The organism is Pseudomonas sp. NFX5 (assembly GCF_049132125.1).
Lineage (GTDB): Bacteria > Pseudomonadota > Gammaproteobacteria > Pseudomonadales > Pseudomonadaceae > Aquipseudomonas > Aquipseudomonas marginalis.
The window spans coordinates 436,094-461,052 of record NZ_JAFMZG010000009.1 but is presented as its reverse complement, the minus strand read 5'-3'; the positions used below and the strand labels follow the sequence as shown (position 1 = coordinate 461,052).

At 59.2% G+C, this 24,959-nt stretch carries 29 protein-coding genes, 1 tRNA gene and 1 pseudogene; 9 read left to right on the top strand and 22 right to left on the bottom strand.

The genetic code is table 11. The annotated features are described in order from the left end of the window. The first annotated feature begins 86 nt into the window (after positions 1 to 86). Positions 87 to 812 (top strand): amidotransferase, encoded by a 726-nt coding sequence (locus J1N02_RS06100; RefSeq protein WP_027603645.1) that lies wholly within the window; start codon positions 87 to 89, stop codon positions 810 to 812. On the opposite strand, the gene J1N02_RS06095 is transcribed toward J1N02_RS06100, so the two are convergent. The 3 genes from J1N02_RS06095 to J1N02_RS06085 all read right to left on the bottom strand — a co-directional run bounded on the left by J1N02_RS06095 (position 809) and on the right by J1N02_RS06085 (position 3,551). Next, entirely contained in the window at positions 809 to 1,780 is a 972-nt protein-coding gene (locus tag J1N02_RS06095; RefSeq protein ID WP_027603646.1) for a magnesium and cobalt transport protein CorA, read from the bottom strand. The two genes, J1N02_RS06100 and J1N02_RS06095, sit on opposite strands and share 4 nt — an antisense overlap. A 140-nt stretch (positions 1,781 to 1,920) precedes the next feature. Continuing rightward, positions 1,921 to 2,643 carry a lysophospholipid acyltransferase family protein gene (locus tag J1N02_RS06090; protein ID WP_092355448.1) on the bottom strand — a complete coding sequence of 241 codons (723 nt, stop codon included), beginning with the start codon at positions 2,641 to 2,643 and terminating at the stop codon, positions 1,921 to 1,923. A gap of 212 nt (positions 2,644 to 2,855) precedes the next feature. After that, the gene (locus J1N02_RS06085) at positions 2,856 to 3,551 is read right to left on the bottom strand and encodes a crotonase/enoyl-CoA hydratase family protein (RefSeq protein ID WP_098478904.1); all 696 of its coding nucleotides are present in this window, start codon (positions 3,549 to 3,551) and stop codon (positions 2,856 to 2,858) included. 336 nt (positions 3,552 to 3,887) lie between these two features. Between J1N02_RS06085 and J1N02_RS06080 the strand changes: the two genes are divergently transcribed. Continuing rightward, positions 3,888 to 3,977 (top strand) — tRNA-Ser (locus J1N02_RS06080). 220 nt (positions 3,978 to 4,197) lie between these two features. Then, positions 4,198 to 4,410, top strand: a complete 213-nt coding sequence (locus J1N02_RS06075; protein WP_098478905.1) for a hypothetical protein — start codon at positions 4,198 to 4,200, stop codon at positions 4,408 to 4,410. Between the two features lie 123 nt (positions 4,411 to 4,533). On the opposite strand, the gene J1N02_RS06070 is transcribed toward J1N02_RS06075, so the two are convergent. Continuing rightward, on the bottom strand, positions 4,534 to 5,142 hold the full coding sequence (locus J1N02_RS06070; protein WP_027603649.1) for a hypothetical protein: 609 nt from the start codon (positions 5,140 to 5,142) through the stop codon (positions 4,534 to 4,536). A 337-nt stretch (positions 5,143 to 5,479) separates the two neighbouring features. On the opposite strand from J1N02_RS06070, the gene J1N02_RS06065 reads away from it, so the two are divergent. Further along, complete coding sequence (locus tag J1N02_RS06065) at positions 5,480 to 5,845, top strand: hypothetical protein (protein ID WP_421147223.1); 366 nt, start codon at positions 5,480 to 5,482, stop codon at positions 5,843 to 5,845. 313 nt (positions 5,846 to 6,158) lie between these two features. On the opposite strand, the gene J1N02_RS06060 is transcribed toward J1N02_RS06065, so the two are convergent. From J1N02_RS06060 to J1N02_RS06025, 8 genes and pseudogenes are all read right to left on the bottom strand, one after another. Beyond that, complete coding sequence (locus J1N02_RS06060) at positions 6,159 to 6,356, bottom strand: short-chain dehydrogenase (RefSeq protein ID WP_081744370.1); 198 nt, start codon at positions 6,354 to 6,356, stop codon at positions 6,159 to 6,161. Positions 6,357 to 6,746: 390 nt separating this feature from the next. Continuing rightward, complete coding sequence (locus tag J1N02_RS06055) at positions 6,747 to 7,787, bottom strand: DMT family transporter (protein ID WP_027603650.1); 1,041 nt, start codon at positions 7,785 to 7,787, stop codon at positions 6,747 to 6,749. Positions 7,788 to 7,864: 77 nt separating this feature from the next. Beyond that, complete coding sequence (locus tag J1N02_RS06050) at positions 7,865 to 8,218, bottom strand: gamma-glutamylcyclotransferase family protein (protein ID WP_368963027.1); 354 nt, start codon at positions 8,216 to 8,218, stop codon at positions 7,865 to 7,867. Between the two features lie 17 nt (positions 8,219 to 8,235). After that, positions 8,236 to 8,895 carry a M24 family metallopeptidase gene (locus tag J1N02_RS06045; protein WP_108573726.1) on the bottom strand — a complete coding sequence of 220 codons (660 nt, stop codon included), beginning with the start codon at positions 8,893 to 8,895 and terminating at the stop codon, positions 8,236 to 8,238. Between the two features lie 70 nt (positions 8,896 to 8,965). Beyond that, positions 8,966 to 9,544, bottom strand: coding sequence for a DUF4337 domain-containing protein (locus tag J1N02_RS06040; RefSeq protein ID WP_027603653.1), 579 nt, complete (start codon positions 9,542 to 9,544; stop codon positions 8,966 to 8,968). A 56-nt stretch (positions 9,545 to 9,600) separates the two neighbouring features. Then, positions 9,601 to 9,966, bottom strand: a complete 366-nt coding sequence (locus J1N02_RS06035) for a DUF2784 domain-containing protein (protein WP_421147222.1) — start codon at positions 9,964 to 9,966, stop codon at positions 9,601 to 9,603. Between the two features lie 50 nt (positions 9,967 to 10,016). Continuing rightward, positions 10,017 to 10,343, bottom strand: a complete 327-nt coding sequence (locus J1N02_RS06030) for a helix-turn-helix domain-containing protein (protein ID WP_092355438.1) — start codon at positions 10,341 to 10,343, stop codon at positions 10,017 to 10,019. Then, a pseudogene (locus J1N02_RS06025) lies at positions 10,327 to 10,578 on the bottom strand (type II toxin-antitoxin system RelE family toxin); the annotation flags it as partial. The pseudogene J1N02_RS06025 and the gene J1N02_RS06030, both read right to left, overlap by 17 nt. Positions 10,579 to 10,837: 259 nt before the next feature. Here J1N02_RS06025 and J1N02_RS06020 point away from each other — a divergent pair. Beyond that, positions 10,838 to 11,527, top strand: coding sequence for an HAD-IA family hydrolase (locus J1N02_RS06020; RefSeq protein ID WP_098478907.1), 690 nt, complete (start codon positions 10,838 to 10,840; stop codon positions 11,525 to 11,527). A gap of 48 nt (positions 11,528 to 11,575) precedes the next feature. Here the strand turns inward: J1N02_RS06020 and J1N02_RS06015 are convergent, their stop codons facing one another. Continuing rightward, positions 11,576 to 12,322: a 3-oxoacyl-ACP reductase family protein gene (locus J1N02_RS06015; protein WP_027603657.1), complete on the bottom strand. Its 747-nt coding sequence runs from the start codon at positions 12,320 to 12,322 to the stop codon at positions 11,576 to 11,578. A 126-nt stretch (positions 12,323 to 12,448) separates the two neighbouring features. On the opposite strand from J1N02_RS06015, the gene J1N02_RS06010 reads away from it, so the two are divergent. Continuing rightward, the gene (locus J1N02_RS06010) at positions 12,449 to 13,372 is read left to right on the top strand and encodes a LysR substrate-binding domain-containing protein (RefSeq protein WP_421147221.1); all 924 of its coding nucleotides are present in this window, start codon (positions 12,449 to 12,451) and stop codon (positions 13,370 to 13,372) included. A gap of 13 nt (positions 13,373 to 13,385) precedes the next feature. Here J1N02_RS06010 and J1N02_RS06005 read toward each other — a convergent pair whose 3' ends face one another. The 3 genes from J1N02_RS06005 to J1N02_RS05995 all read right to left on the bottom strand — a co-directional run bounded on the left by J1N02_RS06005 (position 13,386) and on the right by J1N02_RS05995 (position 16,861). Next, on the bottom strand, positions 13,386 to 14,114 hold the full coding sequence (locus tag J1N02_RS06005) for an aspartate/glutamate racemase family protein (protein ID WP_027603659.1): 729 nt from the start codon (positions 14,112 to 14,114) through the stop codon (positions 13,386 to 13,388). 13 nt (positions 14,115 to 14,127) lie between these two features. After that, a complete protein-coding gene (locus tag J1N02_RS06000) occupies positions 14,128 to 15,657 on the bottom strand; it encodes an NCS1 family nucleobase:cation symporter-1 (protein WP_027603660.1) in 1,530 nt (509 codons plus the stop codon). Between the two features lie 469 nt (positions 15,658 to 16,126). Then, the gene (locus J1N02_RS05995) at positions 16,127 to 16,861 is read right to left on the bottom strand and encodes a phosphoadenylyl-sulfate reductase (protein WP_027603661.1); all 735 of its coding nucleotides are present in this window, start codon (positions 16,859 to 16,861) and stop codon (positions 16,127 to 16,129) included. 151 nt (positions 16,862 to 17,012) lie between these two features. On the opposite strand from J1N02_RS05995, the gene thrH reads away from it, so the two are divergent. Beyond that, positions 17,013 to 17,630, top strand: coding sequence for a bifunctional phosphoserine phosphatase/homoserine phosphotransferase ThrH (thrH, locus tag J1N02_RS05990; RefSeq protein ID WP_027603662.1), 618 nt, complete (start codon positions 17,013 to 17,015; stop codon positions 17,628 to 17,630). A gap of 50 nt (positions 17,631 to 17,680) precedes the next feature. On the opposite strand, the gene J1N02_RS05985 is transcribed toward thrH, so the two are convergent. The 6 genes from J1N02_RS05985 to J1N02_RS05960 all read right to left on the bottom strand — a co-directional run bounded on the left by J1N02_RS05985 (position 17,681) and on the right by J1N02_RS05960 (position 23,075). Then, complete coding sequence (locus J1N02_RS05985) at positions 17,681 to 18,037, bottom strand: helix-turn-helix domain-containing protein (protein ID WP_027603663.1); 357 nt, start codon at positions 18,035 to 18,037, stop codon at positions 17,681 to 17,683. Next, positions 18,037 to 18,339, bottom strand: a complete 303-nt coding sequence (locus J1N02_RS05980; RefSeq protein ID WP_053132719.1) for a type II toxin-antitoxin system HigB family toxin — start codon at positions 18,337 to 18,339, stop codon at positions 18,037 to 18,039. Before J1N02_RS05980 ends, J1N02_RS05985 begins: the two co-directional genes overlap by 1 nt. Positions 18,340 to 18,568: 229 nt before the next feature. Continuing rightward, on the bottom strand, positions 18,569 to 19,912 hold the full coding sequence (gene pabB, locus J1N02_RS05975; RefSeq protein ID WP_092355427.1) for an aminodeoxychorismate synthase component I: 1,344 nt from the start codon (positions 19,910 to 19,912) through the stop codon (positions 18,569 to 18,571). Between the two features lie 102 nt (positions 19,913 to 20,014). After that, positions 20,015 to 21,001 (bottom strand): alpha-L-glutamate ligase-like protein, encoded by a 987-nt coding sequence (locus J1N02_RS05970; protein ID WP_027603666.1) that lies wholly within the window; start codon positions 20,999 to 21,001, stop codon positions 20,015 to 20,017. Further along, positions 21,001 to 22,533 (bottom strand): inactive transglutaminase family protein, encoded by a 1,533-nt coding sequence (locus J1N02_RS05965; RefSeq protein WP_027603667.1) that lies wholly within the window; start codon positions 22,531 to 22,533, stop codon positions 21,001 to 21,003. Before J1N02_RS05965 ends, J1N02_RS05970 begins: the two co-directional genes overlap by 1 nt. Positions 22,534 to 22,538: 5 nt before the next feature. Continuing rightward, positions 22,539 to 23,075: an ATP-dependent zinc protease gene (locus tag J1N02_RS05960; RefSeq protein WP_027603668.1), complete on the bottom strand. Its 537-nt coding sequence runs from the start codon at positions 23,073 to 23,075 to the stop codon at positions 22,539 to 22,541. Positions 23,076 to 23,348: 273 nt separating this feature from the next. Between J1N02_RS05960 and J1N02_RS05955 the strand changes: the two genes are divergently transcribed. Together J1N02_RS05955 and prpB are read left to right on the top strand one after the other, a co-directional pair. Continuing rightward, positions 23,349 to 24,059 (top strand): GntR family transcriptional regulator, encoded by a 711-nt coding sequence (locus J1N02_RS05955; RefSeq protein ID WP_027603669.1) that lies wholly within the window; start codon positions 23,349 to 23,351, stop codon positions 24,057 to 24,059. Then, positions 24,056 to 24,949, top strand: a complete 894-nt coding sequence (gene prpB / locus J1N02_RS05950) for a methylisocitrate lyase (protein ID WP_027603670.1) — start codon at positions 24,056 to 24,058, stop codon at positions 24,947 to 24,949. Before J1N02_RS05955 ends, prpB begins: the two co-directional genes overlap by 4 nt. Positions 24,950 to 24,959: the final 10 nt, after the last annotated feature.

The window sequence follows — 24,959 nt, the reverse complement described above, 5'->3', positions numbered from 1 at the left end:
GGCATGCACAGGGCTTGCCTTGTCAGGGTATTTCAAGGCAGGCTCTGGGGTGTGCATTATTCCCATCACCGTGTCAGGTATTTTTTATGTCGCTACGCGTCTGTATCCTGGAAACCGATATCCTGCGTCCAGGCTTGATCGATCAATACCAAGGCTACGGGCAGATGTTCAAGCGCCTGTTCTCCAAGCAGCCGATTGCCGCCGAATTCGTTGTGTACAACGTGGTGCAGGGCGAATACCCGTCGGACGACGAAGTGTTCGACGCCTACCTGGTGACCGGCAGCAAGGCCGATTCCTTCGGCACCGACCCCTGGATCCAGACCCTCAAGACCTACCTGCTCGAACGCTATGAGCGCGGCGACAAGTTGCTGGGCATCTGCTTCGGCCATCAATTGCTCGCGCTGCTGCTGGGCGGCAAGGCCGAGCGCGCGGGGCAGGGCTGGGGCATGGGCATTCACGATTACAAACTGGATACCAAGGCGCCGTGGATGAGCCCTGAAGTGCCAGAGTTGACGCTATTGATCAGCCACCAGGACCAGGTCACCACCTTGCCGGACAATGCCACGGTCATCGCCTCCAGCGAGTTTTGCCCGTTCGCCGCCTATCACATCGGCGACCAGGTGCTGTGCTTCCAGGGGCACCCGGAATTTATCCATGATTATTCCCGCGAGTTGCTGGAGATTCTTCAGACAACCCTGGGTGAAAAAGTCTACACAAACGGCGTGGCCAGCCTGGCGCGCGACCACCACGGCGTGACCGTGGCGGAATGGATGATGCGCTTCGTGGCGCACAAGCCTGAGGCCCGGGTTTAAAGCCAGCCCGAGCGCTTGAAACTGGCCCACAAGCCCGTGCAACCGAACGCAATAAACCCGAGCACAGCAAAATAGCCGTAGTGCCATTGCAGCTCGGGCATGTTCTGGAAGTTCATCCCATAAATCCCCGCCACCGCGGTGGGGAACGCCAGGATCGCCGCCCACGCGGCAAACTTGCGCTGCACCACGCTCTGACGCGAGGCCTCAAGCAACACACCGATCTCGATGGTCTGGCTGGCGATATCGCGCAGGGTGGTGAGGTCTTCCATCTGCCGCGTGACGTGGATCTGCACGTCACGGAAATACGGGCGCATGTTCTTGTCGATAAACGGGAAGCTCAGCTTCTGCAGTTCCTGGCTGATCTCTACCATCGGCGCCACATAGCGCTTGAGTCGCAGCACGTCGCGGCGCAGGCCATGGATCTTCTGGATATCGCGCTCGCTCAGCGAGCTGCACAGCACGTTGTGCTCCAGTTCATCGATCTCGGCGTGGATCGCCTCGCTGACCGGCTGGTAGTTCTCGGTGACAAAATCCAGCAGGGCGTAGAGTACGAAATCTTCCCCATGCTCCAGCAATAACGGCCGCGCCTCACAGCGTTGCCGAACAAAGCCGTAGGACGCCGAATGGCCGTTACGCGCGGTGATGATGTAGCCGTTGCCGGCGAAGATATGGGTCTCGATAAACTCCAGCTTGCCGTTCTCGCGCACCGGTGAATAGGTGACGATAAACAGTGCGTCGCCGAAGGTTTCCAGCTTGGGGCGGCTGTGTTTTTCCAGGGCATCTTCGATGGCCAGTTCATGCAGGTTGAACTGGCGTTGCAGGTTGGCCAACTCCTGGGCGTTGGGCTCTTCCAGGCCGATCCACACAAAATGCCCGGGTTTGGCGGCCCAGGCCGCGCCTTCGTCGAGGGTGATATCCGTGACTTTCTTTCCGGCGCTGTACACGGCGGCCGCAACAACTCTACCCATGGTGCTGATCACTTCTTATTAGGAGGACAGGTGTTGGGCAGCTTAGCTTGAATGACGTTCCGTTGCGGCGTCTGCAGGTGCTCGCTTTTTGTGACGAGCAAGCTTGTTTGCGTGGGGAGGCCAGGCCCCCCGGAAGGTGTTCAGGCAGGTTGCACTTCGCGATCCATCGCTGTAATGCACTCATCCATCTGCGCCTGACAGGTCTGCATCAACTGCGGGATGTCATCCGAAGTCAGGCCCACAGTAGGAATCGGCGGCAACGAGCGTATGAGCACATCACCGCTGTTCCAGCGATTGAGCTTCATATGGGTGACGTAATTGCTGACACACACCGGCACGATGGGCACGCCAGCGGCGATGGCCATATGAAACGCGCCTTTCTTGAACGGCAACAAGCCTTTGCCCAGATTGCGCGTGCCCTCCGGAAACACCCAGATCGAGGTGTCCTGATGCTGCAACGTATGAGTGGTGGTGAGCATCGCGCGACGTGCCTTGTGCGCATTGCCGCGGTCGATCAGCACATTGCCCGCCAGCCAGAACAACTGGCCGAACAGCGGTACCCATTTCAGGCTCTTTTTGGCGATACACACGGTGCGATGGGGCACCACGGTGCCCAGCACAAACAGGTCATAGTTGGACTGGTGGTTGGCGATGATCACACACGTACCAGGCTTGTTGCGCAGGGAGTCGACATCGGTCTTCACCTTCAGGCGCAGGATCCACATGGCCGGCAGCGCATACAGGCGCGCACACAAGCGACTGTTGTCCGGGTTGAATGGCCGGCAGGCCCCGAGCAGCACGCCCAGTACACCGGCCACCATAAAGTGCAGGCCCATCAATAACATGCGTAACAGAAAAAGCATCGACACGGCCCATCGGGATAAAAGGTGGCGCAGTGTACGGATGTGCACTGAATTCGGCAATTACCCGTAAAGAGGTAGGAGATGGGCGATGTTTAAGCACATGTTTCATCATGTGCCGATATAGGCAGGCTAGAGCGGCTAAAGATGTTTCGGATTCATTTGTACGAAAAAGCCCGACGCAAGGTCGGGCTTCGATGTTCCGGTTGTAGGTATTAACTCAGGATATGCCCCTGATCCTGGATGATTGCCTCATCCAACGCCTCCAGCAACGCCTTACGCACCTTCAGCTTGGTGTGCTTATGGGCATTCATATTCAGCTTCTTCAACTGACGTGCCGCTTCCAGCGCCGCCGCCTGCAGCTCTTCAGGTGCCACCACCTTGTCGAGGAAACCGGCCTGCAACGCGCCTTGCGGGTCAAACATCTCGGCATTGATCACCGAGCGATGAAACGCCGATTTACGCAGACGGTCCCGCGCCAGCTCGATACCGGCGTGGTGCATGGTCATGCCGATCGCCACCTCATTCAGGCCAATGCTGAACGGGCCTTCCACCCCGATCCGATAATCTGCCGACAACAACAGGAAAGCACCTTTGGCCACCGCATGCCCAGGGCACGCCACAATCACCGGAAACGGGTGGGACAAAAGGCGACGTGCCAATGTCGAGCCCGACGTCACCAGGCCGATGGCTTCTTTGGGGCCGGCTGTCATCACCTTCAAGTCATACCCACCCGACAGGATCCCCGGCGTGCCGGTGATGATCACCACCGCCCGATCTTTCTCGGCCTGGTCCAGCGCTGCATTGAACGCACTGACCACATCCGGAGAAATGGCATTCACCTTGCCGTTGCTCAGGGTCAGGGTCGCGATACCGTCTTCGAGGTGGTGGTAAGCAATCAACTCACTCATGACGCGGTTCCTTGTAGGATTTGTTATAGAGAGGCTGTTTATAAAGGCGCATGCGCAGACGTTACCCACCACGCCCGCCCCGGTAAAGCGCCGTGACTGACTGCCCAGTCAGACTTTCCCCGCAGGGAGAACGCCGGAAGGCCTGGAGCAGGGCGCAACACTGGCCCCAGACACAGGACGCCCATGCCCAAGAATGGCAGAATCACCACCCCTCGCCGGGCACATCCCGGCATACCCATCTAACCGCATGAAAATTCTGAAAAAAACCTTTGCCATCAGAAAGGCTTTCGACTACATTAGCGCGCCTCGACAGACTGAACTGGTTTGACGAGATACGGTGAAGTGTCCGAGTGGCTTAAGGAGCACGCCTGGAAAGTGTGTATACAAGAAATTGTATCGAGAGTTCGAATCTCTCCTTCACCGCCACATTTTGAAAACGCGAACCCCTGATTTTCCTAGAGAAAGTCGGGGGTTTGTGGTTTTTTGCGTCCGAAAAATGCCCTCATGGGACCGCCATGGGACTGGCGCCCTGTTCTGGTGTGAAAATTAGCGGAAGAAGTATGATGGGCTCAAAAGCCAACACTTGGACCAGAAAACTGTTCTAGCCCGCGTGAATTAGGATTTCCGCAACTCTCATCAAGGACGACTGCCAGATAACTCAGGTTGCAATATCGCTGCAGCACACGCTTTGACGTTGCTCCTGCACATTCAGCATGCCTTGGGTGCGGCGATTGAAGAGACCACTAAGTGGCTTCCAGAGAATGGCGTAGTGAGTGCTGCAGATAACGCAATCATGGCCACGGCAACTCTGGACACAAATGCAAAAGCGATTACCGACGCGATAATGTGCCTGCGGTAGGCCTAGGGAATATCACCTCGCAGGCAGCAATCGGCCAATAACTGACACTCCGTTTGTCTACAAATCCAGAGCGCTTCACTGCGTAGCCGATGAAACGAATACTTTTTAAAAACTGCTAATCTTTCACGTCTGTTGATTAAAAGATCGCTTAAAACTCTGATTGATTGACATACTAAATATGGCTCGGTCAACTGTGAAATCTAATGTGTCGGATACGGCGATTAGTGACCTTAATTCTTCAGGGAAGTCTTCGATGCTAGCGCATGCCGTTGGAATCAAATATCGAAAGTAGTCTCCAATTCCCGCGTCGCCCTCATAACCAATCGGATTGTCTTCGCTGGACACGTAATCTTCTAGCGCGTGATAAACATAGAAGCCTTTTATTGATGGAATTGAATACTCCGTGAGCTCTTGATAAAAGTTCGAACTCTCTAAGACTATGCGTTCCATTTCGCCGCGCGACGAGGGTTTGAGCTCCCTGCGAAACCTATATATATCTAAAAGAGTTTGACCTTCCTTGTTTTTTGGATAACTTTGAAACTCACGCGACTCTTCCCACATAAACTCATTTATACTGTCGAGTTTTTTCTCTAGCTCTGGAATAGCCAACAAGCTCGAAGGGATAGGGCCGAAACAATTATTCACCATTACAGCTATACGCCCATGTCGATCCATGGCGAACCACGTGAAGATAGTCCCAAAACTTGGCTGCCAATCTTTATCTAACGGCATTACTTCACCTCTGGTAAAACGTGTATATCGCCTGAGATTATTATCGCCAGTGCTGGATTGGCCCTGTTACAGAAACTTTACTGATCCAGGATCCTACCCTGTGAACTATTACCAGCACTAGATATTTACTGACGGGATGGGGCAGTGTGGCATAGGCCTCTGGGTCAATTCGACGTCAGTTTCAACAGGCTCGTGCCTAACGTCCACTTTTTCCTGCTTTTGCACGGTATGATCAACGTCAGCTTGCGGCCAAAAGCAGGCTGTGGACAGGTAGTTGTTGATGTCTCTACGCTGGACGATCTAGTGACAGCACAGCGGTAAAAAAGGAGTAGTCACGTTGGAAGTTGCCATTGATCGAGATAGCGTTCATGCAGGAGAAGATCTGGGAAGCCATGCGACGTCGATCACACTCGATCCATCAGCAACGCTGCGCGCCTTAATCGAAGTGATACAAGATGCCGGCTACTTACCGGGTATCAATGGAGGCAAGGCTACTTGGATTATTTGGTCGTCTGACAAACCAATAGGTGTTTTAGCGCAGCAATGGCCAGCACCTAAATTGACCGTGCCGCCCGACAGCACCGTTGATCAGTATTTCGGAAATACCGAACCTCGCCTTCTGTTTAGATATTGGTGTCAGGCAGATCCAGATGAGGTCTTTTCGAATATCAAGACCGGAAATGAGCTACCTTCACGATTTTAGGATTGGCGGTGGACATTTCTGTCGATCAATGCGGTTCAGATGACTGCTATGGGTCGATAGCTGGCTTTCAAAAATTCATCTGGACGCATTACGAATAACGCCGCTTATGTAAAAAGGGTCCCCACACTTTGACCTGGTGCGGGGGCCTTTTTTCGGGCTCCGGAAACCAATCCCCCCTAGAGTGGCCTACCGGCACTCTGGTTTTACAAGGAAAAGCGGAAAGATTTATTTGATTTTTAAACAAAACCCCTGATTTCGAAAGAAACCAGGGTTTTGTAATTTTCGGATTCTGAAAAAGTCTGTGAGGATTAAATCACGCGCCCGCCACATCCATCCGTCGCCCTATGACATCCAGCAAATCGCATCCGTCTCGTAGAGGGATTGAGCAGAGCAATGCAAAATCGCTCAGAACAACGGCATCGCAGCTGATTTCACTGTGTAGTACGAGGTTCTCCAGGACTTGGGTGACGGCGTGAAGTCGATATGTCGCGGCATCGAGCAGTATCTGCAGAGGCGCGGTGGTGTCGACAAAAAGAGCAGGAGTGGCGCTTCTGAGGGCTTTGTAGGAAGTTGCTCAAATCTATTGCTGCTGTGCAATACATCGCTTACCAAACTTAAAATAGCTTACTGATTTTTAAGATTTAATATTTCATCCTAAAGTCTTGAGCCTTGCATAAGCAATTTCAGGCGACCGCATTCCTGTGGCGAGCGGGCTTGCCCCGCGTTGGGCTGCGCAGCAGCCCCAAAACCAGGCGCAGAGGAGTGCCTGATAGACCTCATTCGTCTTCATCAGGGGCGCTTCGCACCCCAACGCGGGCGGTGCGACGCTTCGACAAGCCCGCTCGCCACAAAGGTCCCCGTTTGCTGCGCGACAGCGCTACGTCGGGTAGTGGGGGCTCCCTCAATGCCGATGCCGATGATGCACATCCGGAAAATGCGCATGGCTGTGCCTCAGCGGACTGTGCACATGCACATGGCTATGGGGTTCCGCCGGATCCCACGCAAACCCGTGCTCATGCTGATGGTGTTCATCATGCACATGCCGATGCCCGTGTTCCGTCGCGTCATGCTGATGTTCATGGGCATGCCGCTCCGTCAGGTGCAGCCAAACCCCCACGGCCATCAGCGCTGAGGCAATCCAGAACGCCAGCGTCACTGACTCACCCAACAACAGCAGCGCAATCGCGGCCCCCAGGAACGGCGCAGTCGAAAAATACGCCCCCGTGCGTGCACTGCCCAGTCCGCGCAACGCCAGCACGAACATCACCAGGCTGATGCCATAGCCCAGAAAACCCACCAGCAAGATAGGCGCCAGCTGCGCCATGCCCGGGATCCGCGCCCCGAGATAAAGCGCCAACCCGCCATTCACCAGCCCCGCGATCAACCCCTTGGCCCCGGCGATAAACAGCGCGTCCGACGCAGACACTTTGCGCGTCAGGTTGTTATCGATCCCCCAGCACAGGCACGCCACGGCAACCGCCAGCGGCCCCGTCCAGTCATGGCTGGTGCCACCGCCGTCGGCCCCTGACAACACCACGCCGCCCAGCACGATGGCGATCATCCCCAGGACGATGCGACGGTCGGCGTTTTCCCTGAACACGACCCAGGCGATAACGGCGGTCAGCACCGATTCCAGGTTGAGCATCAGGGAGGCGGTGGCGCCGGCGGTGCGGGTCAGGCCGAACATCAACGCGACGGGCCCGAGGATGCCGCCGAATGCGATGGCGCCGAGCAGCCAGGGCCATTCCGAAGGGGTTAGCCCGGAGGGTTTCCAGCCGCGATCACGAATCACGCGCACACCAGCGAGGCCGACGCCACTGCCAAGATAGAGCAGGCCGGCGAGCAGCACGGGCGAGAGGCCCAGGCCGAGGTGTTTGGCGAGCGGGGTGCTGGCGCCGAACAGGGCGGCGGCGGCGAGTGCGTAGAAGATACTGAGGTTCATGGGCCATTCTCGAAAGGTTGGCCCATGATACGTCGCGGGCTCAGGTTAAAGCTTGGGCGATTTGGGCAACGTCATCTTCAGGCTTGCACATACACCCACGCCGTCAGCCCGGACGCCAACGTCACAGCCATGCGCTTGTAGTCCGCCACTTCATACGCATCCGCCGCCGCCAGTTCCTGCTCGGAAATCTGAAACACCATCCCCTCAATACGCGCCCCCGCCTCGGTGGTAGGTTGCACAATCGGGTGATGGGTCTTGCCACTGCTGGCCAGTACCTGCGGGTCGGTGATTTCTACCCAGCTTTGTGCGTAGCCCAGCATTGCATCGTGTTGGCCTGCCAGTTCCCGCCCGAAGTTGGCCAGTTGCACGGTTTTGTCCTGCAATGTGCCGTAGGAAAACAACAGCACAGAGTGTTCAGTGGAGCGTTCCATTTCTGTTCCTTTAACGGTCAGGCGAGTAAGTCTTCATAGAAGGCGCCGTAGGGCTTGGTCGGGTGGGCGATCTGGATTTCCAGGATCCACAGCCCTGCATTCGGGTAGTGCTCGAAGTCACCCAGGTCGCCGCCACGATGGATGGCGTGGGGGAAGTCGCTGACGCGATGGCCCTTGATGTCCAGGTTCAGTTGCCAGCCCATGGCCTGGGCTTGTTCTTCGGCGTAGCGGTAAAGCTCCAGGCCGGCGCCCCGGTCGTCTATCCAGCGCGCTTGCACGCGGTCGAACAGTTCCTTGGCGGCGTTGGCGCAGGCGATCATGTCCGCGTCGTTGCCGGTGGCGAAGGTCGCGCCGGCGTCACCTTCGTGGCCTTGCCACACGGCGCCCATGTCGATGAAGAAAATGTCGTTGTCGCCCAGCACCGGGTCGCCATCGGAGCGTTGTTTGAAGGTCTTCAGGGTGTTGGCGCCGAAGCGCACCAGCAGCGGGTGCCAGATGCGTTGCATGTCGAGTTCGGCAAGCACGTGCTTGCCCAATTCGCGTGCTTCGGATTCCAGCATGCCGGGGCGGATGCGCTGGGCGAGGTGGTCGATGGCTTGCCAGGTCATGGCCTGGGCATAGCGCATGGATTCAATGCTGTAGGCGGCGCCCACGGCTTCTTTGGGTTGTGCGGACACCGGTCTCTCCTTGGGTAGCGTTATGCCATTTACTATATAGCGATGAGTGCAACGCGCCCAAGTAAAATTGCTAGATATGCAGCCAGGCCAGGCTACCTAGCACCACCGCCACACCCGCCGCCGCATAGGACATGCGCTTCAACCATTCCCTTCTCGTCAACAATGTAATCGCCGCCAGCGAAATCGCGATCTGAATCGCGGTCATCGCCTGGGCCCAGCGATGATGCTGGTGCAGGGCCTGCTCGGATTTTTCATCCCATTCCTTTGAGGTCGCTTCCAGTTTTTCCGCTTGCTTGCGTACCTCTTCCTTCTGGCTTTTGTAGCGCTCGATCTCATCCTTGTAATGGGCGGCATCCACGCCGGGAATATGGGTCGCGAGTTCCGCCAGGTTCTGTCGGCTGGACTTGGCCTGGTAGTAGTTCCATTGGTTGGCGGCGTCGGTCTTGATGATGGCTGCGTTGTTCTTGTCCATCGCCGCCTCACTCTCGGTGGAGCCGGCCTGGTAGCTGAGCATGGCGCCGAGGGTGGCCATCAGCGCGGTCATGACGGCGATGCGGCTGGCGAAACTGTCACCACGGGCGTGGGCATGTTCGGTGGTGTGTTCGAGGTGTTTTTCGTGGGGGCTGGGGACTTCGAAGGCTTCGGACATGGGGGCGCGCCGGTGAAGGGACTGAGTGAGTCTGATTCTTCACCAGAGAAGCTGTCTCAATCCTGTACGTAACGCCTGATCAAGCGCACATACACCGCAATATTGATCGCCAGCACCAACCCGCCCAGGCCCAGTTGGATCTGTGGCGTCAGCCCGGCCGGGTAGATCAGCGTGAGGATGTAATGCTCGATAAACCCACCGCCATAACCGTCCTGCCCGGCGAGGTGGCGAAACAGGTTTTCCCAGCGGGTCAGCGGGCAGGGCAGGTGGAACACTTCGACCGCCACGCCCCACGCAGCGGCGGGCAGGTGCAGCCAGATAACCGGGCGCCATTTCAGGGCCAGCAGCCCACCAAACAGTACGAACAGGATGAAACACAGGTGGAACAGCACGAGGCTGTCTGCGGCTAGACGATAGAGCATGTTTGGTTTCGCTTTTAGGTGACTGAAGGCGCGGACTGTCCCGTTTGAGGCTATAGCTCCAGTTGAACGGCGTTAATGCCAAATGCCTTGGCAATCTTTTCCCGCGTCGTCCGGCGAGGTTTGTTCACCGCCTCTTGCTGGGCAAATGCGGATTGGGAAATCCCCAGGCGTAGGGCGACTTCTTCCTGGGTCAGGTTCAGGTGTTCGCGCCAGGCTCGGATCGGAGTGGCTCCATCTACCAGGCGGCTGACGACCGCGTGGGGGATGAGGTTTGGATCGTTCTGCCGGGCCAGATAGTGTTCATAAGGGATCACCACGAACGCTGGCTTGCCCTCCGTATTGTGGATGATCTGTATGGCAGTAGGTTCGCTCGTCACGTTTCTTGACCTCTTGAATGCTGACTACCTGGATATTGCCGTCCCAGTCGAAAAGGACTCGGTAACTCCCGACCCTTAATCGGTAACCGCAGGGGTGGTTGACCAACGCCTTGACGTTGACTGCGTCGGGCATGCGTTCAAGTACGAAGACGGCATCACGCACTTGTTGCTGATGATACGAATGCAATCGAAGCAATTGCTTGACGGCTTTTCGGGTCCAGTGGATTGAGTTCATCAGAAGTTAATAAGTCTTTTATAAGGTTTGCAAGGGGTATTTTTCAGAGGAGAGCTATCGGCCGAACGCTCTGTTCCTACAAACCCTAGACGGCCGCATGGCACGCGAGCGGGTAAAACTGTTGCGCGGTATGAATCACTGATCGCACACAGATTGCAGGCGTGTGCCGACTCAATACCTGGCCGCGAAGGTTGCTTGCAGGCAACCCAGGCCGTTATTGTGCTGAATCCATTTAGTCCTTCCTCCAGGGTTTGTAGTGATGAATGCACCGCGTACCGCAGTCGGTCCGATCAAGGCCGTGATTTTCGATATGGACGGGTTATTGCTGGATACGGAAGGCATCTACACCGAAGTCACGCAGATCATCGCTGAACGCTACGGACGAACCTACGACTGGGGCATCAAGCAGCACATCATCGGGCGCGGCGCCCAGGATTTGGCCGACTATGTGGTCAAGGCGCTGGACCTGCCGATTACCCCGGCTGAATTCCTCGAAATTCGCGAGCCGCTGATGAGCGAGCGCTTTCCCAAGGCCTTGGGCATGCCCGGCGCGGAGGCGCTGGTGCGGCACTTGAAGGCGCACAACATACCGATTGGCGTGGGCACCAGTTCGTCGCGCAATTCGTTTGGCCACAAGACTACCCTGCACCGCGAGTGGTTTGGTTTGTTCGACACCATCGTCACCGCTGACGACCCGGAAGTCGGCGCCGCCAAGCCTGCGCCGGACATCTTCCTTACTGCTGCTCGCCGCCTGGGCGTTGCGCCCGAGGATTGCCTGGTGTTCGAAGACTCGCCGTTTGGTGTGACGGCGGCGAAGGCCGCCCATATGACCGCCATCGCCGTGCCCGATGAGGCCATGGCCGACAGCAAGTACCAGCATGCCGACCAGATCATCCGCAAGCTTGCGGATTTCGACCTGGCGGCCTATGGCCTGCCGCCCATCTCCTGAACCAACAAGGTCAACCTGTGGGAGGGGGCAAGCCGCTCCCACATTGGGTTATGCGCTGAACCCACCATCGATAGTCAGGCTGGCACCGGTGATATACCCCGCTTCCGGCCCGGCCAGATACGCCACAAAACTGGCAATCTCTTCCACATGCCCGTAACGTCCCACCGCCATCAACCCGATCAGGCTCTCGGCAAAATCACTGTTTGCCGGGTTCATATCGGTGTCCACCGGTCCAGGCTGCACGTTATTGATCGTGATGCCACGCGGCCCAAGATCCCGCGCCAGGCCCTTGGTCAAACCGACCAGCGCCGCCTTGCTCATTGCGTACGGGCCACCACCGCCAAACGGCATGCGTTCGGCATTGGTGCTGCCGATGTTGATCACCCGGCCACCTTCACCCATATGCCTGGCGGCTTCCTGGGTGGCGATAAACACGCTGCGTACGTTGATCGCCAGGGTCTGGTCGAAGTCTTCCAGCTTGAAGTCTTCCAGCGGTGCGATGGCCAGCACGCCGGCGTTATTCACCAGGATGTCCAGGCGGCCGAAGGCTTCCACGGTGGCGTTGACCGCGTTGCGGATCGCAGTGGCATCGGCGCTGTCGGCGTGAATCGCCAGGGCTTTGCCGCCTTCGCTGATTACGCTGTGCTGCAGGGCTTCAGCCTTGGCGGCCGAGCTGACGTAGGTAAAGGCAACGGCTGCACCCTGGGCGGCCAGGCGCTTGACGATGGCGGCGCCGATGCCGCGGGAACCGCCTTGGATCAAGGCGACTTTGCCGCTGAGGTTGTGTGTGGTCATGTCGATCTCCTGGTCATTCAAGGCGCAATGCCCTGTTGTTGGAGCCGAGTATCGACCTCGCTCGCCGCTGCCGGTAGACCGTGATTGCTATAGTCTGTGTAAACCAAAAGTTTAGAGTGGGGCGACATGGAAAGCTTTGGCAGTATCGAATGCTTCGTGCGCAGCGCTGAAGGTGGCAGCTTTGCCGAGGCCGCCCGGCACCTGAGCCTGACCCCGGCGGCGGTCGGCAAAAGCGTCGCCAAGCTGGAGGTGCGCCTCGGCGTGCGGCTGTTCCAGCGCAGCACCCGGCGTCTGGCCCTGACCGAAGCCGGCAAGTTGTTCCTGGCCGAAGTCAGTGGCAGCCTCACCACCATCCAGAATGCCGTGGCTAACCTGGCCAGCGCCGAAGGCCGGCCGGTGGGCACGCTCAAGGTCAGCATGGGCACGGTGTTTGGCAATCGCTACGTGGTGCCGTTGCTGGGGGCGTTCATGGCGCGCTTTCCGGATATCAGCCCGGACTGGCATTTCGATAACCGCCAGGTGGACCTGATCGGCCAGGGCTTCGATGCCGCTATAGGTGGCGGTTTTGAGCTGCCCCAAGGGGTGGTGGCGCGCAAGCTGGCGCCGGCGCATCGGGTGCTGGTGGCCTCGCCGGGTTACCTGGCGCAGCGCCCGCCGGTGCGCGAGCCCGAAGACTTGTCGCGCTGCAAGGGCATTCTGATCCGCTCGCCGCAAACCGGGCGTATCCGGTCCTGGCAGTTGACCAGTGTCGAACGTGAACACCGCCCGCTGGTGCTCAAGCCCGGCATGACCATGAGCGACTCCGAAGCCGCCTGCTGTGCCAGCGCCCAGGGCCTGGGGATTGCGCTGGTGAGCATGCCCATGGCCGTGCCGTTCCTCGACAGTGGCGCGGTGGCGCGCGTGTTGCCCGGCTGGTGTGTCGACGACGGCAATATTTCCATCTACTACGCCGAGCACAAACTGCTGCCCGTCAAGACCCGGGCGTTTGTGGATTTCATCATCGAGCAGTTTGCCGAGAAGAAGCTGGGCCAGAGGTTCAGCGCAATCTGAAAGCAGGTGCCGGTCAGCGGCCGAACCGAGTCGGCCAGCCAATCACCTGCTTCGGGCGTGGCGTCGCGTAAGTGCGGATCTTCGACGTCGACAACCCCAGCCGCACCAGGGATTCGGCAATGGTCACCGCCGCCGTCACCCCATCCACCACCGGCACCCCGGTGCGCTGGCGAATCTGCTCATCCAGCCCGGCCATGCCGCCGCAACCCAGGCAGATCACTTCGGCCTTGTCCTCGCGGATGGCCAGTTCCGCCTGGCGCACGATGGCTTCCATGGCGGCCAGCGGGTCTTCTTCCAGTTCCAGCACTGCCATGCCGCTGGCGCGCACCGAGGCGCAGCGCTGGTACAGGCCGGCGAGTTTCAGGCGGTCTTCGATCAGCGGCACGGTGCGGTCCAGGGTGGTCACCACGGAGTAGGCGTGGCCCAGGAACATTGCGGTGCTGGCTGCTGCTTCGGTGATGTCCACCACCGGCACATTCAGCAATTCCTGCAAGCCTTCCCGGCCGTGCTCGCCGTAGCCGGCCTGGATCACCGCATCGAACGGTTGGTCGTAGGCCATCACCCGGTCCATCACGGCGATGGCGGCCAGGTAGCTTTCAAAGTTGCCCTCCACCGACTCCGCGCCGAAGTAGGGCGTGAGCCCGACAATCTCGGTGCCCGGCGAGGCCACGGACCGCGCCTGCTGAGCGATGGTTTCAGTGATGGATTCGGTGGTGTTGACGTTGACCACAAGGATACGCATGGAATGTCCTTACTCAGTGACTGACGTTATCGACGGCAATGCTTTCGCCGCTGACATCGGCGTAGAACGGCTGGCGCTTGGCGATCAGCAGGTACAGCAACCCTGCAATACCGGCGCCAAACAACCAGGAAAACGGTGAGACGCTGGCAAATCCGGGCAACAGCGCCAGCAGGATGGCGATCACGGCTGCAGGAATAAACGCCGCCACGGCACGCATATTCACCCCACGGCTGTAGTAATAAACGCCATTCGGGTTTTCGCTATACAGCTGCGGCACGTCCACCTGGCTTTTACGAATCAGCCAGTAATCGACCATGATCACCCCGTACAGCGGCCCCAGCAGCGCGCCCAGGCCGGAGAGGAAATACACGATCACCAACGGGCTGTTGTAGAGGTTCCATGGCAGGATCAGTACGGCCACGGTGGCGCTGATCAAGCCGGCGCGGCGGAAGTTCAGGTACTTGGGCGCCAGGTTGCTCAGCACAAAGGCCGGCGCGACGAAGTTGGCCATGATGTTCACCGCCACGGTGACGATCAGGAACGCCAGGCAGCCCAGCACGAGAAAGAAGGTATTGGGGATGGCTGCAATGATTTCAGTCGGGCTTTCGATCACTCGGCCATTGAGTTGGAATTGCCCGCCGCACAGCAGCACAGTGATGGCGGCAAACACCAGGATATTCACCGGCAGGCCCCAGAAGTTGCCGACGAGGATGGTCTTGCGGCACGGCGAAGAGCGCGCGAAGTCGCAGAAGTTGAGGATCAGCGTGCCATAGATCGCCAGCCACAACGCGCCACCGGCAAAGATATTGCGCCACATCTCGCCGCCGCTCAGCGGTTCGCGGATCGACCAGGCAATGTTGCCGCCGGCCTGGAAGTACATCCAACCGGCCAGCGCCGCCACCGTCAGCAGAATCACCGGTCCGGCGAAGCCTTCATAGCGGCGCACCATCTCCATGCCATAAGCCAGGATCACCAGTTGCACGAACCAGATCGCCACGAAACAGGCCCAACCCAGAGTCGATAATCCCAGGATCGAGTTGTGGTCATAGTCGGCAAAGCCCGGATGAATCGCCGTCAGCAGTACGCGGAACACCACCGACGCCAGGTACGTCTGTATACCAAACCAGGCAATCGCGATCACGGCGCGGATCAACGCCGGGATCTGCGCACCGTGAATGCCGAAGCTGATGCGGCTGATCACCGGAAACGGCACGCCGGTCTTCTGGCCCATATACCCCGACAGGTTCATGAAGAAGTACACCAGCGCCGCGCCGATGCCCAGGGACAACAGGATCTGCCAGCCGCCCAGGCCCAGCGCGTAGAGACCGATGGCGAACGAATAGTTGGCGATGTTGTGCACGTCATTGGTCCACAGCGCGAAGATGCTGTAGCGCCCCCAGCGTCGGCCTTCGATCTTGGTGGGCGCCAGGTCCTTGTTGTGCAGGCGCGGGCTGAGCACCAGGGGGCCGGGGCTCGCGGCGTCCGGGTTCAGGGCGGAGGAGGGCAGATCCAGTGCGATGTTGTTCGAGAGGCTTGTACGCATTCCGGCAGGCTCCAGCACATCTGCCGGGGCGCTGCAGATGGAAAAGTGTATGTAGGTTTTGTATTTATTGTATACAAAGCGTATTTCACCTTAAGCCACATGCGTGCCAGCTTTGGATCTATGAAAGTTCTGGGTAATTTCGTTTTTATAGGTTAGTTAAATAACTGGCTGAATTTGAAGAAATATAAATTGACCGATTGAACAGCTATTTATTTTTGCGCTGTCAGCCTGTGATTCGCCAGGTCAATCGACGGGAGGGGAGAGGTGTTACGTTATGGTGCGGCTGAAGAGAAATTGCACACATAAATGGCACCGATGGTTACATCTATGTGTACATCTCTAACATTCAGCACAAGACAAAATGTGGGAGGGGGCTTGCCCCCGATTGCAGTGTGTCAGCAACTATTGAACTGGCTGACCCACCGCTATCGGGGGCAAGCCCCCTCCCACATTTTTTACAGCATCAACTTCAAGCCTTGCTGATGATATTCCCGGCATGCAGCCCGCATTCCTTCTGCGTGGCTTCCTCCCACCACCAGCGCCCTTCGCGCTCGTGCTGGTTCGGCAGCACAGGCCGGGTGCACGGCTCACAGCCGATGCTGATAAAGCCGCGCTCATGCAGGCTGTTGTATGGCAGCTCCAGCATGCGGATGTAACCCCAGATCTCCTCGCTGGTCATCTGCGCCAGCGGGTTGAACTTGTACAGGGTACGTTCCGGGGTGGAGAAGGCCGTGTCGATTTCCAGCGCCGCCACCTGGCTGCGGGTACCTGGGCTCTGGTCGCGGCGTTGGCCGGTGGCCCAGGCGCTGACGCCGGAAAGCTTGCGGCGCAGCGGCTCGATCTTGCGCACGCCGCAGCATTCACCATGGCCGTCCTTGTAGAAGCTGAACAGGCCTTTCTCCTTGACGAAGGGTTCCAGCTTGCTCTGGTCCGGCGAGATCAGTTCAATGTCGATCTTGTAGAAGTCGCGCACCTGTTCGATAAACCGGTAGGTCTCCGGGTGCAGGCGACCGGTGTCGAGGCTGAACACCTTGACGTTCTTGTTCAGCTTCCAGGCCATGTCCACCAGCACCACATCCTCGGCGCCGCTGAAGGAAATCCACAGGTCATCACCGAACTGGCTGAACGCCAGCTTGAGAATGTCCTGGGCAGACTTGTTGGCATAAGTCGTGGCGAGTTCAACGACGTCGAAGGCTTGGTTCATCAGGACGGTTCCTACAGGTCAATGGCGCTGAGCGCTCTATAGGGGAGCGATGGTATCAAAATCCGCCCTGCGTTGCGGCGGCGGGCTTGAATCGCTAGAGTTCGGCAGTCCTTTTGCTCGCTCAACTAACAACATCTAATGGGAGTGTCTTGTGGAAATTGCCTGTCTCGACCTGGAAGGGGTGCTGGTGCCGGAAATCTGGATCGCCTTCGCCGAAAAAACCGGCATTGAATCCCTGCGGGCCACCACCCGGGACATTCCCGACTACGACGTGCTGATGAAGCAGCGCCTGCGCATCCTCGACGAACACGGGCTCAAGCTCGCCGACATCCAGGAAGTGATCGCCACCCTCAAGCCGCTGGACGGTGCCATCGAGTTCGTCAACTGGCTGCGCGAGCGCTTCCAAGTGGTGATCCTGTCCGACACCTTCTACGAATTCTCCCAGCCGCTGATGCGCCAGCTGGGCTTCCCGACCTTGTTGTGCCACCGTCTCATCACCGACGAAAACGACCGCGTGGTCAGCTACCAACTGCGCCAGAAAGACCCCAAGCGCCAGTCGGTATTGGCGTTCAAGACCCTCTACTACCGCGTGATCGCCGCGGGCGACTCCTACAACGACACCACCATGTTGGGCGAGGCCGACCGTGGGATTCTGTTCCATGCGCCGGAGAACGTGATCCGCGAGTTCCCGCAATTCCCGGCGGTGCATACGTTTGAAGATTTGAAGAAGGAATTCATCAAGGCTTCGAATCGGCCGTTGAGCCTTTAATTTTTTCGGCCGGGCTGATGGGGCGGGTAAAGCCACTGCCTATGTTCCTGTCAGCCCTCTGCAAGCAACCGCTCATAAGGAATACTCAAGCCTTCATGCAGCCGCTTGATCATCGACAGGCTCAGCTTGCGCTTGTGGTTCAACACCTCTGACACCCGTCCGCTGGTGCCGATAAATGGCTCCAGGTCGCGGGCAGTCATGCCCAGTTGCTCCATGCGAAATTTAATGGCTTCCACCGGATCAGAGGGTGGCATTGGGTAATGTTCGGCTTCGTACTTCTCAATGAGTACTGCAAGAATTTCCAGCTCATCGCCTTCAGTCGAGCCGATGTCCGCTCCCCAGAGCTGCTGCACCCGCGCGAGTGCCGCAGTGAGGTCTTCCTGGGAGTGTATGGGTTTGATGTTCATTACACGGTCTCCGCGTTGATCTGGTCGTACTGCGCATGAGTCCCTACGAACCGTATGAACCCAAGCTGTCGCTGGTAATCGATCGCCATGATCACTCGATATTTGTTGCCGCCCACGTTGAATACAACCCTGCCACCTTTGAGAATGCTCGCGGTCCTGAGCGCTGCCTTGAGTGCTTGTGGCGTCGGGTAAATGGCCTTTTCCATATGGCGATACAGTTCAATAAGCGGTGCCTTTGCATCGATATAGGCGGGTTGGCTTTCCCAGAATATTCGTAAGGTCGATAGGGCGATTATCCGCATCGCTGCAACCTCCCAATTTGGGAGATGATAGGCGCGGTTGAGAGGGGGTGCAATCTCGGAAATATTTCCTGACGGGTAGGCAGTCGCTTCATGTGATCCTTCACAGACGGCGGGTGGACGGTTGAAGCCGGACGCTATCTTCCGAAGTTCAACTACGTCTACTGCGGTTCTGATTCAGGTTTTTTCTACTGCTCGGCGCTGCGTCTGAGAGCCAGGAAGGCACTGTGCGCTACAGGCTTTCCAGCGTTTGTAACAACACCCGCACCTTCGTCAGCGACTCCTGGTACTCCGCCTCCCACTGCGAATCCGCCACGATCCCACCGCCGCCCCAACAGCACACCTGGCCATCCTTGACCAGCAAACTGCGGATGGCGATGGAGCTGTCCATCTCGCCGCGCACATCCAGGTACACCAGCGAACCGCAGTACAGCCCACGGCGTGTGGGCTCCAGTTCGTCGATGATCTGCATCGCGCGAATCTTCGGCGCGCCGGTGATCGAGCCGCCGGGGAAGCTGCCGGCGATCAGGTCGAGGGCATCTTTGTCGTCGGCCAACGTGCCGGTCACGCTGCTGACCAGGTGGTGCACATTGGGGTAGCTTTCCAGACTGAACAATTCCGGCACATTGACCGAGCCGGTGCGGCACGTGCGGCCGAGGTCGTTGCGCAGCAGGTCGACGATCATCAGGTTCTCGGCGCGGTCCTTGGGGCTGGCCAGCAGTTCGTCGGCATTCGCCGCGTCTTCTTCCGGCGTAAGGCCGCGGGGGCGGGTGCCTTTGATCGGGCGGGTCTCGACGTGGCGCTCGCTGATGCGCACGAAACGCTCCGGCGACAGGCTCAGCACTGCGCCGTCGTCCGGCAGGCGCTGGAACCCGGAAAACGGCGTCGGGCAGGCTTCGCGCAACGCGCAGTAGGCGGCCCAGGGATCACCCAGGCACGGCGCGCGGAAACGCTGGGCGAAGTTGACCTGGTAGCAGTCGCCCGCCTGGATGTAATCCTGGATCCGCACGATGGCCAGGCGGTAGGCCTCGGCACTGAGGTCGGGGGCCATCGGGCCCTGGAGTTTGAACGTCGCAGAGGTGTCGACCGCCCCATGGCTGAACAACGCGATCAGCCGTTGCCGTTCGCTGTCTGCCAGCGAGGGGTGAAACACCAGTTGGCTGCTCCGGGCCTGGTGGTCACTGATCAGTGCCCAGGCGTACAGCCCGAAGCGCGCGTCCGGCAGGTGCAGGTCATCCACCGCCAGGTGCGGCATGGGCTCCAGGTGCCGACCGAAGTCGTAGCTCAGGTAGCCGATCAAGCCACCGGCGAACGGCAACTGCAAACCGGCAGGAATTGTGGCTTCACCCAGTCGCGTCAGGTTTTCCCGCAAGCGTTGCAGGAAAGCAGCGCCGCTTTCGTCAGGCGCTACCGTCAAGGTTGCGTCGGGCCAGGCGCTGAGCAGATCGTAACGCCCACGCTCGGCCGCCGGGCGGCCGCTGTCGAGCAGGACCGCGCCGGGAGCGTGGCGAATCGCCGCAAAATACTCGGCGGGGTTGGCCCGGTAGGGCAATGGGTGTACGGAGCAGGTCGACATGCGGGGTTGGATCAGCCAATGGCGCGGGGGGAGAGGGATTGTAGTCCCCCGTAGGATTTGCTCCTAGGGGGGATGTCGGGGATAGACAGTTCGAAGACCGGATCAGCCTTCCACGGGGGGAATATGCCCGAACATCTCCTGCACGAACTTCACCCGCTCTTCCGGAGTTTCCGTCACGCCGGCGGCTTTCAGTTCTTCCAGTCGCGCCTCCACCGCATGGGTGCGCAAGGTCAGGCCGCAGTCGTTGGCGATCTGGATATTCAGCCCCGGCCGCGCATTCAGCTCCAGGATCAGCGGGCCCTTTTCCTGGTCGAGCACCATGTCCACGCCGATATACCCCAGCCCGCACAGCTCGTAGCAGCCGGCCGCGAGCTTCATGAACCCGTCCCAGTTGGGCAGTTGCACGCCATCCACCGCGTTGGTGGTGTCGGGGTGCTTGGTGATGATGTTGTTCAGCCAGGTACCGCGCAGGGTCAGGCCGGTGGCGAGGTCGACGCCCACGCCGATCGCGCCCTGGTGCAGGTTGGCCTTGCCGCCCGACTGGCGGGTCGGCAAGCGCAGCATCGCCATCACCGGGTAGCCCATCAGCACGATGATGCGGATATCCGGTACGCCTTCGTAGCTGATGCTCTTGAAGATCTGGTCAGGCACCACGCGGTACTCGATCAGCGCACGGTCGCGGTGGCCCCCCAGGGAGTACAGGCCGGTGAGGATGCTGGAAATCTGGTGCTCGATCTCTTCATGGCTGATGATCTTGCCCGACACCGTGCGATAGCGCCCCTCGAAACGGTCCGCCACCACCAGGATGCCGTCGCCGCCGGCGCCCTGGGCCGGCTTGATCACGAAGTCGCTGCGCCCACCGATGATCTCGTCGAGCTTGTCGATTTCCTTCTCGGTGGAGATCACCCCGTACATTTCCGGCACATGGATGCCGGCGGCGATGGCCCGCTCCTTGGTGATGATCTTGTCATCCACGATCGGATACAGGCTGCGCTTGTTGTACTTGAGCACGTAGTCGGCATTGCGCCGGTTGATGCCCATGATCCCCCGCGCTTCCAGGGCCTTCCAGGTCTTCCAGAAGCCGAACATTACGAGTCAGCCTTGAGGAAGGCCTTGAATCGCACCAGCTCGGTCAGGCGGTAGCCACGATAGCGGCCCATTGCCAGCATGAAGCCCACCAGGATCAGCAGGATCGCCGGGAAGGTGAATACGAAGTAGATCAGCTCCGGCACGCTCATGATGATGTGCGCCAGGGACGCGGCGAACAGCGTACCAATCGCGACTTTCATGGCATGGCTGGCGCCGCGCTCTTCCCAGGTGATCGACAGGCGTTCGATGGTCATGGTCAGGATCACCATCGGGAACAGCGCCACCGACAGCCCGCGCTCCAGCCCCAGCTTGTGGCTGAACAGGCTGATGGCGGCGATCAGCACCACCACGAAGGTCAGCACCACCGACAACCTGGGCAGCATCTGCAGCTTCAGGTGTTCCAGGTACGACCTGAGGGACAGGCCGAGCGCGGTGATAATCGTGAACAGCACAATCCCGAAGCCCAGCTGCGTCTCGCGGAACGCCAGGGCAATCAGTACCGGGGTAAAGGTGCCGAGGGTCTGCAGGCCGATCAGGTTGCGCAGGATCAGGATCACCAGCACCCCAATCGGGATCATCACCATGATCATGAAGGTCTGCTGGGTTTGCAGCGGCAGGCCGTACAGCGAGTATTCGAGGAAGTTGGCGTCGGTGTTCTCGTCGGTCAGCTTGGCCAGGCGAATGGCGTTCATTTCGCTGTTATTGAGGCTGAAGGTGACCATGGCTTTCTTGCCGCCATCGACGGTGATCAGGTTTTCATCGCCGGTCCACCACAGCAGGCGGTCGGCGGGCAGGCCCTGTTCGCCGGTTTCCGGGTTGAAGTACAGCCAGTCGTTGCCATTGAAGCTGCGCAGCCACAGTTCCGGGGTTTGCGGCTGGTCGGCCACCAGGCGGATGGTGTGGACCTTTTCCACCGGCACGTGGGCGATGGACAGCAGCAGCTCGACGATCTTGGCCTTGTGCGGCGTCGACGGGTCGCCGGCCAGCAACAGCTTCACGTTGTCGTCGTTGAGGTTGTTGGTGCGCTTGATGGCCTCGGTGATAAAGGTCTCGACGTCGGCCGAATGCTGGCGGATCGGCGCCAGCAGGGCTTCGGCGGCGATTTTTTCCGGGCCTTCCACGGCAATGCTGTCGCGGAAGGTCGGGCCCTTGATCTTGGTTTTTTCGCCGCTGTAGCGCTTGGTCAGCACCAGGCGGTAATACAGGGTCTGGTTGCCCTTGGCGCGGCGTGCCGACCAGGTGACCTTGCGGTTGCCGTCGATGCGGTTGACGCTCACCCCGTAGTTATTCGAGATAAAGCTCTCATTAAGACTGACGAAGTCGCGGCTCAAGGGCGGCACGAACATCTGGATCTTCACCGGGTCCTTGGGGTTGGCGACGAACTCGACCTTGGCGTCGATGTTCCACAGGTCGTCGGTGGCGTCCTCGGTGACGGGAATGCCCAGCACGAAGATCTGGTAGGCGGTGACCGAAATACCCAACACCACCAGGATGGCGATCAGGATTCTCAGGTGCAGGGTTAGAGCGCGCATTCGGTTTACTCGGCGGTATGAGCGTCGGCGGCGCAGGCAGGTTTGCCTGCTGCGTATTTAAGACTGGGGTCGACCAGCGCATCAAAGCGTTTGAGCGCTTCGGAGCCGATCAGCAGCGGGTATTGGAAAGCGCTGCGGTCAGTCAAGTTCACTTCGATGCTGCGTAAAGCGGTGCCCATGCAGATATCCAGGGCAATCACAGGACGGGCGGTGTAGTTCTTGTCCTCATCGGGGTCGTAGTCGCCGGCGCGACGCTTGATCTTGCTGACGCGGGCCAGGGGGCGTTCGATGGGATGGGAATGGGCGGTGTCGATGGCCAGGTAGAAGCGCACCCAGGATTCGCCGTTGCGCTTGAAACGCTTGATGTCACGGGCGCTGAGGGAGGCGGTCTTGGCGCCGGTGTCGAGCTTGGCGGCTACTTCCAGGTCGATGCCGGCCAATTGCGCGTATTCATTGAGGCCATACACCGTCTTCTCGGCGGCAGCGCCAAGGCTCGGTATGGACAATAGGCAAAACAACAGGGGGAAGGGCTTGAGTCTCATAGATCCTGAGGCGGTGCAGTGCGATGTTCAATTCAAGGCGACTGGCATTGCTGCGCAAGCTCCCTTCGTGCGCCGTTTCATCAAGTGATGTCAGGCAAATGCGGCGGGCATTCTAACATGATGCTTTTCTGGCGCCAGCGCTGGCAGCCGGCCATGCCCTGAGGGGATACAGCCGGGATTATTAGACGATTGTCGACAATATCGATTTATTCTTTGACTGGTCGCGGTTTATTGGCTAGTTTTTGCCGCATTGCTTTCAAAGGTGTCGACAATATGCTGGGTCAATCAGAAGCTCCGATAATGGCGTCGGACGAATCCCAAACGATGTCCGAGAACGTCTTCCGACGCATCCAGGCCGCCATCGTCAAGGGTGAGATCGCGCCCGGCAGCAAGATTTCCGAGCCGGAACTGGCCCGCACCTACGGCATCAGCCGTGGCCCGCTGCGCGAGGCGATCCACCGCCTGGAAGGCCAGCGCCTGCTGGTGCGCGTGCCCCATGTGGGCGCCCGGGTCGTGTCCTTGAGCCACGCCGAGCTGGTTGAACTGTATGAAATCCGCGAGTCCCTGGAAGGCATGGCCTGTCGCCTGGCCGCCGAGCGCATGACCGACGCGGAGATCGAAGAGCTGCGTCAGGTGCTGCACACCCACGAACGCGACGCCGCGTTCCAGGCGGGTGTCGGCTATTACCAGCAGGAAGGCGACTTCGATTTTCATTACCGGATCATTCAAGGTGCGGGCAACCGCACCCTCACCCAGATGCTCTGCGGCGAGCTGTACCAGTTGGTGCGCATGTACCGCATCCAGTTCTCCGCCACCCCCAATCGTCCACGCCAGGCCTTTGCCGAGCATCACCGCATTCTTGATGCGATTGCCGATCGCGACGGTGAACTGGCCGAGTTGTTGATGCGCCGGCATATCGGTGCTTCCAAACGCAATATTGCCCGTCATTTCCCAGGCGGCGCCCCTGATAGAGGTGAGTCATGAGTTCGAACAATAAAAGCACACCCGGCCAGCGTTTCCGTGACGCGGTCGCCAGCGAGCATCCCTTGCAGGTGGTCGGTGCGATCAACGCCAACCATGCGCTGCTGGCCAAGCGCGCCGGCTTCAAGGCGATCTACCTGTCGGGCGGCGGCGTGGCGGCCGGTTCCCTCGGCGTGCCGGACCTGGGCATCACCGGCCTGGATGACGTACTCACCGACGTGCGCCGTATCACCGACGTCTGCGACCTGCCGCTGCTGGTGGACGTGGACACCGGCTTCGGCTCCTCGGCGTTCAACGTCGCGCGCACGGTCAAATCGATGATCAAGTTCGGCGCGGCCGCGATTCATATCGAGGACCAGGTCGGCGCCAAGCGCTGCGGCCATCGTCCGAACAAAGAGATCGTGTCCCAGCAGGAAATGGTCGACCGCATCAAGGCCGCCGTGGACGCGCGCACCGATGACAGCTTCGTGATCATGGCGCGCACCGATGCCCTGGCCGTGGAAGGCCTGGAGTCCGCCCTGGAGCGTGCCGCCGCCTGCATCGAAGCCGGCGCCGACATGGTGTTCCCGGAAGCCATTACCGAGCTTGAGATGTACAAACTGTTCGCCGCCCGTGTGAAGGCGCCGATCCTGGCCAACATCACCGAGTTCGGCGCCACGCCTCTGTACACCACTGAACAGTTGAAATCTGCCGATGTTTCCATCGTGCTGTACCCGCTGTCCGCCTTCCGTGCCATGAACAAGGCTGCCGAGAACGTCTACACCGCGATCCGTCGCGACGGCACTCAACAGAACGTGATCGACACCATGCAAACCCGCATGGAGCTTTATGATCGCATCGACTACCACACCTTCGAGCAGAAGCTTGACGCGCTGTTCGCCGCGAAAAAGTGACGAACACGCC

Coding starts and splice junctions, on each gene's coding strand:
- J1N02_RS06085 (WP_098478904.1), bottom strand. CDS start 3,551: ATGAGTGAGTTGATTGCTTACCACCACCTCGAAGACGGTATCGCGACC.
- pabB (WP_092355427.1), bottom strand. CDS start 19,912: ATGTCGACCTGCTCCGTACACCCATTGCCCTACCGGGCCAACCCCGCC.
- J1N02_RS05960 (WP_027603668.1), bottom strand. CDS start 23,075: ATGAGACTCAAGCCCTTCCCCCTGTTGTTTTGCCTATTGTCCATACCG.
- J1N02_RS05980 (WP_053132719.1), bottom strand. CDS start 18,339: ATGCGGATAATCGCCCTATCGACCTTACGAATATTCTGGGAAAGCCAA.
- J1N02_RS05985 (WP_027603663.1), bottom strand. CDS start 18,037: ATGAACATCAAACCCATACACTCCCAGGAAGACCTCACTGCGGCACTC.
- J1N02_RS05955 (WP_027603669.1), top strand. CDS start 23,349: ATGCTGGGTCAATCAGAAGCTCCGATAATGGCGTCGGACGAATCCCAA.
- J1N02_RS05970 (WP_027603666.1), bottom strand. CDS start 21,001: ATGTTCGGCTTCTGGAAGACCTGGAAGGCCCTGGAAGCGCGGGGGATC.
- J1N02_RS06040 (WP_027603653.1), bottom strand. CDS start 9,544: ATGTCCGAAGCCTTCGAAGTCCCCAGCCCCCACGAAAAACACCTCGAA.
- J1N02_RS05965 (WP_027603667.1), bottom strand. CDS start 22,533: ATGCGCGCTCTAACCCTGCACCTGAGAATCCTGATCGCCATCCTGGTG.
- J1N02_RS06005 (WP_027603659.1), bottom strand. CDS start 14,114: ATGCGTATCCTTGTGGTCAACGTCAACACCACCGAATCCATCACTGAA.
- J1N02_RS06095 (WP_027603646.1), bottom strand. CDS start 1,780: ATGGGTAGAGTTGTTGCGGCCGCCGTGTACAGCGCCGGAAAGAAAGTC.
- J1N02_RS06100 (WP_027603645.1), top strand. CDS start 87: ATGTCGCTACGCGTCTGTATCCTGGAAACCGATATCCTGCGTCCAGGC.
- J1N02_RS06090 (WP_092355448.1), bottom strand. CDS start 2,643: ATGCTTTTTCTGTTACGCATGTTATTGATGGGCCTGCACTTTATGGTG.
- J1N02_RS06000 (WP_027603660.1), bottom strand. CDS start 15,657: ATGCGTACAAGCCTCTCGAACAACATCGCACTGGATCTGCCCTCCTCC.
- J1N02_RS06070 (WP_027603649.1), bottom strand. CDS start 5,142: ATGCCGTTAGATAAAGATTGGCAGCCAAGTTTTGGGACTATCTTCACG.
- J1N02_RS06010 (WP_421147221.1), top strand. CDS start 12,449: ATGGAAAGCTTTGGCAGTATCGAATGCTTCGTGCGCAGCGCTGAAGGT.
- J1N02_RS06020 (WP_098478907.1), top strand. CDS start 10,838: ATGAATGCACCGCGTACCGCAGTCGGTCCGATCAAGGCCGTGATTTTC.
- prpB (WP_027603670.1), top strand. CDS start 24,056: ATGAGTTCGAACAATAAAAGCACACCCGGCCAGCGTTTCCGTGACGCG.
- J1N02_RS06015 (WP_027603657.1), bottom strand. CDS start 12,322: ATGACCACACACAACCTCAGCGGCAAAGTCGCCTTGATCCAAGGCGGT.
- J1N02_RS06055 (WP_027603650.1), bottom strand. CDS start 7,787: ATGAACCTCAGTATCTTCTACGCACTCGCCGCCGCCGCCCTGTTCGGC.
- J1N02_RS06035 (WP_421147222.1), bottom strand. CDS start 9,966: ATGCTCTATCGTCTAGCCGCAGACAGCCTCGTGCTGTTCCACCTGTGT.
- J1N02_RS06050 (WP_368963027.1), bottom strand. CDS start 8,218: ATGGAACGCTCCACTGAACACTCTGTGCTGTTGTTTTCCTACGGCACA.
- J1N02_RS05995 (WP_027603661.1), bottom strand. CDS start 16,861: ATGAACCAAGCCTTCGACGTCGTTGAACTCGCCACGACTTATGCCAAC.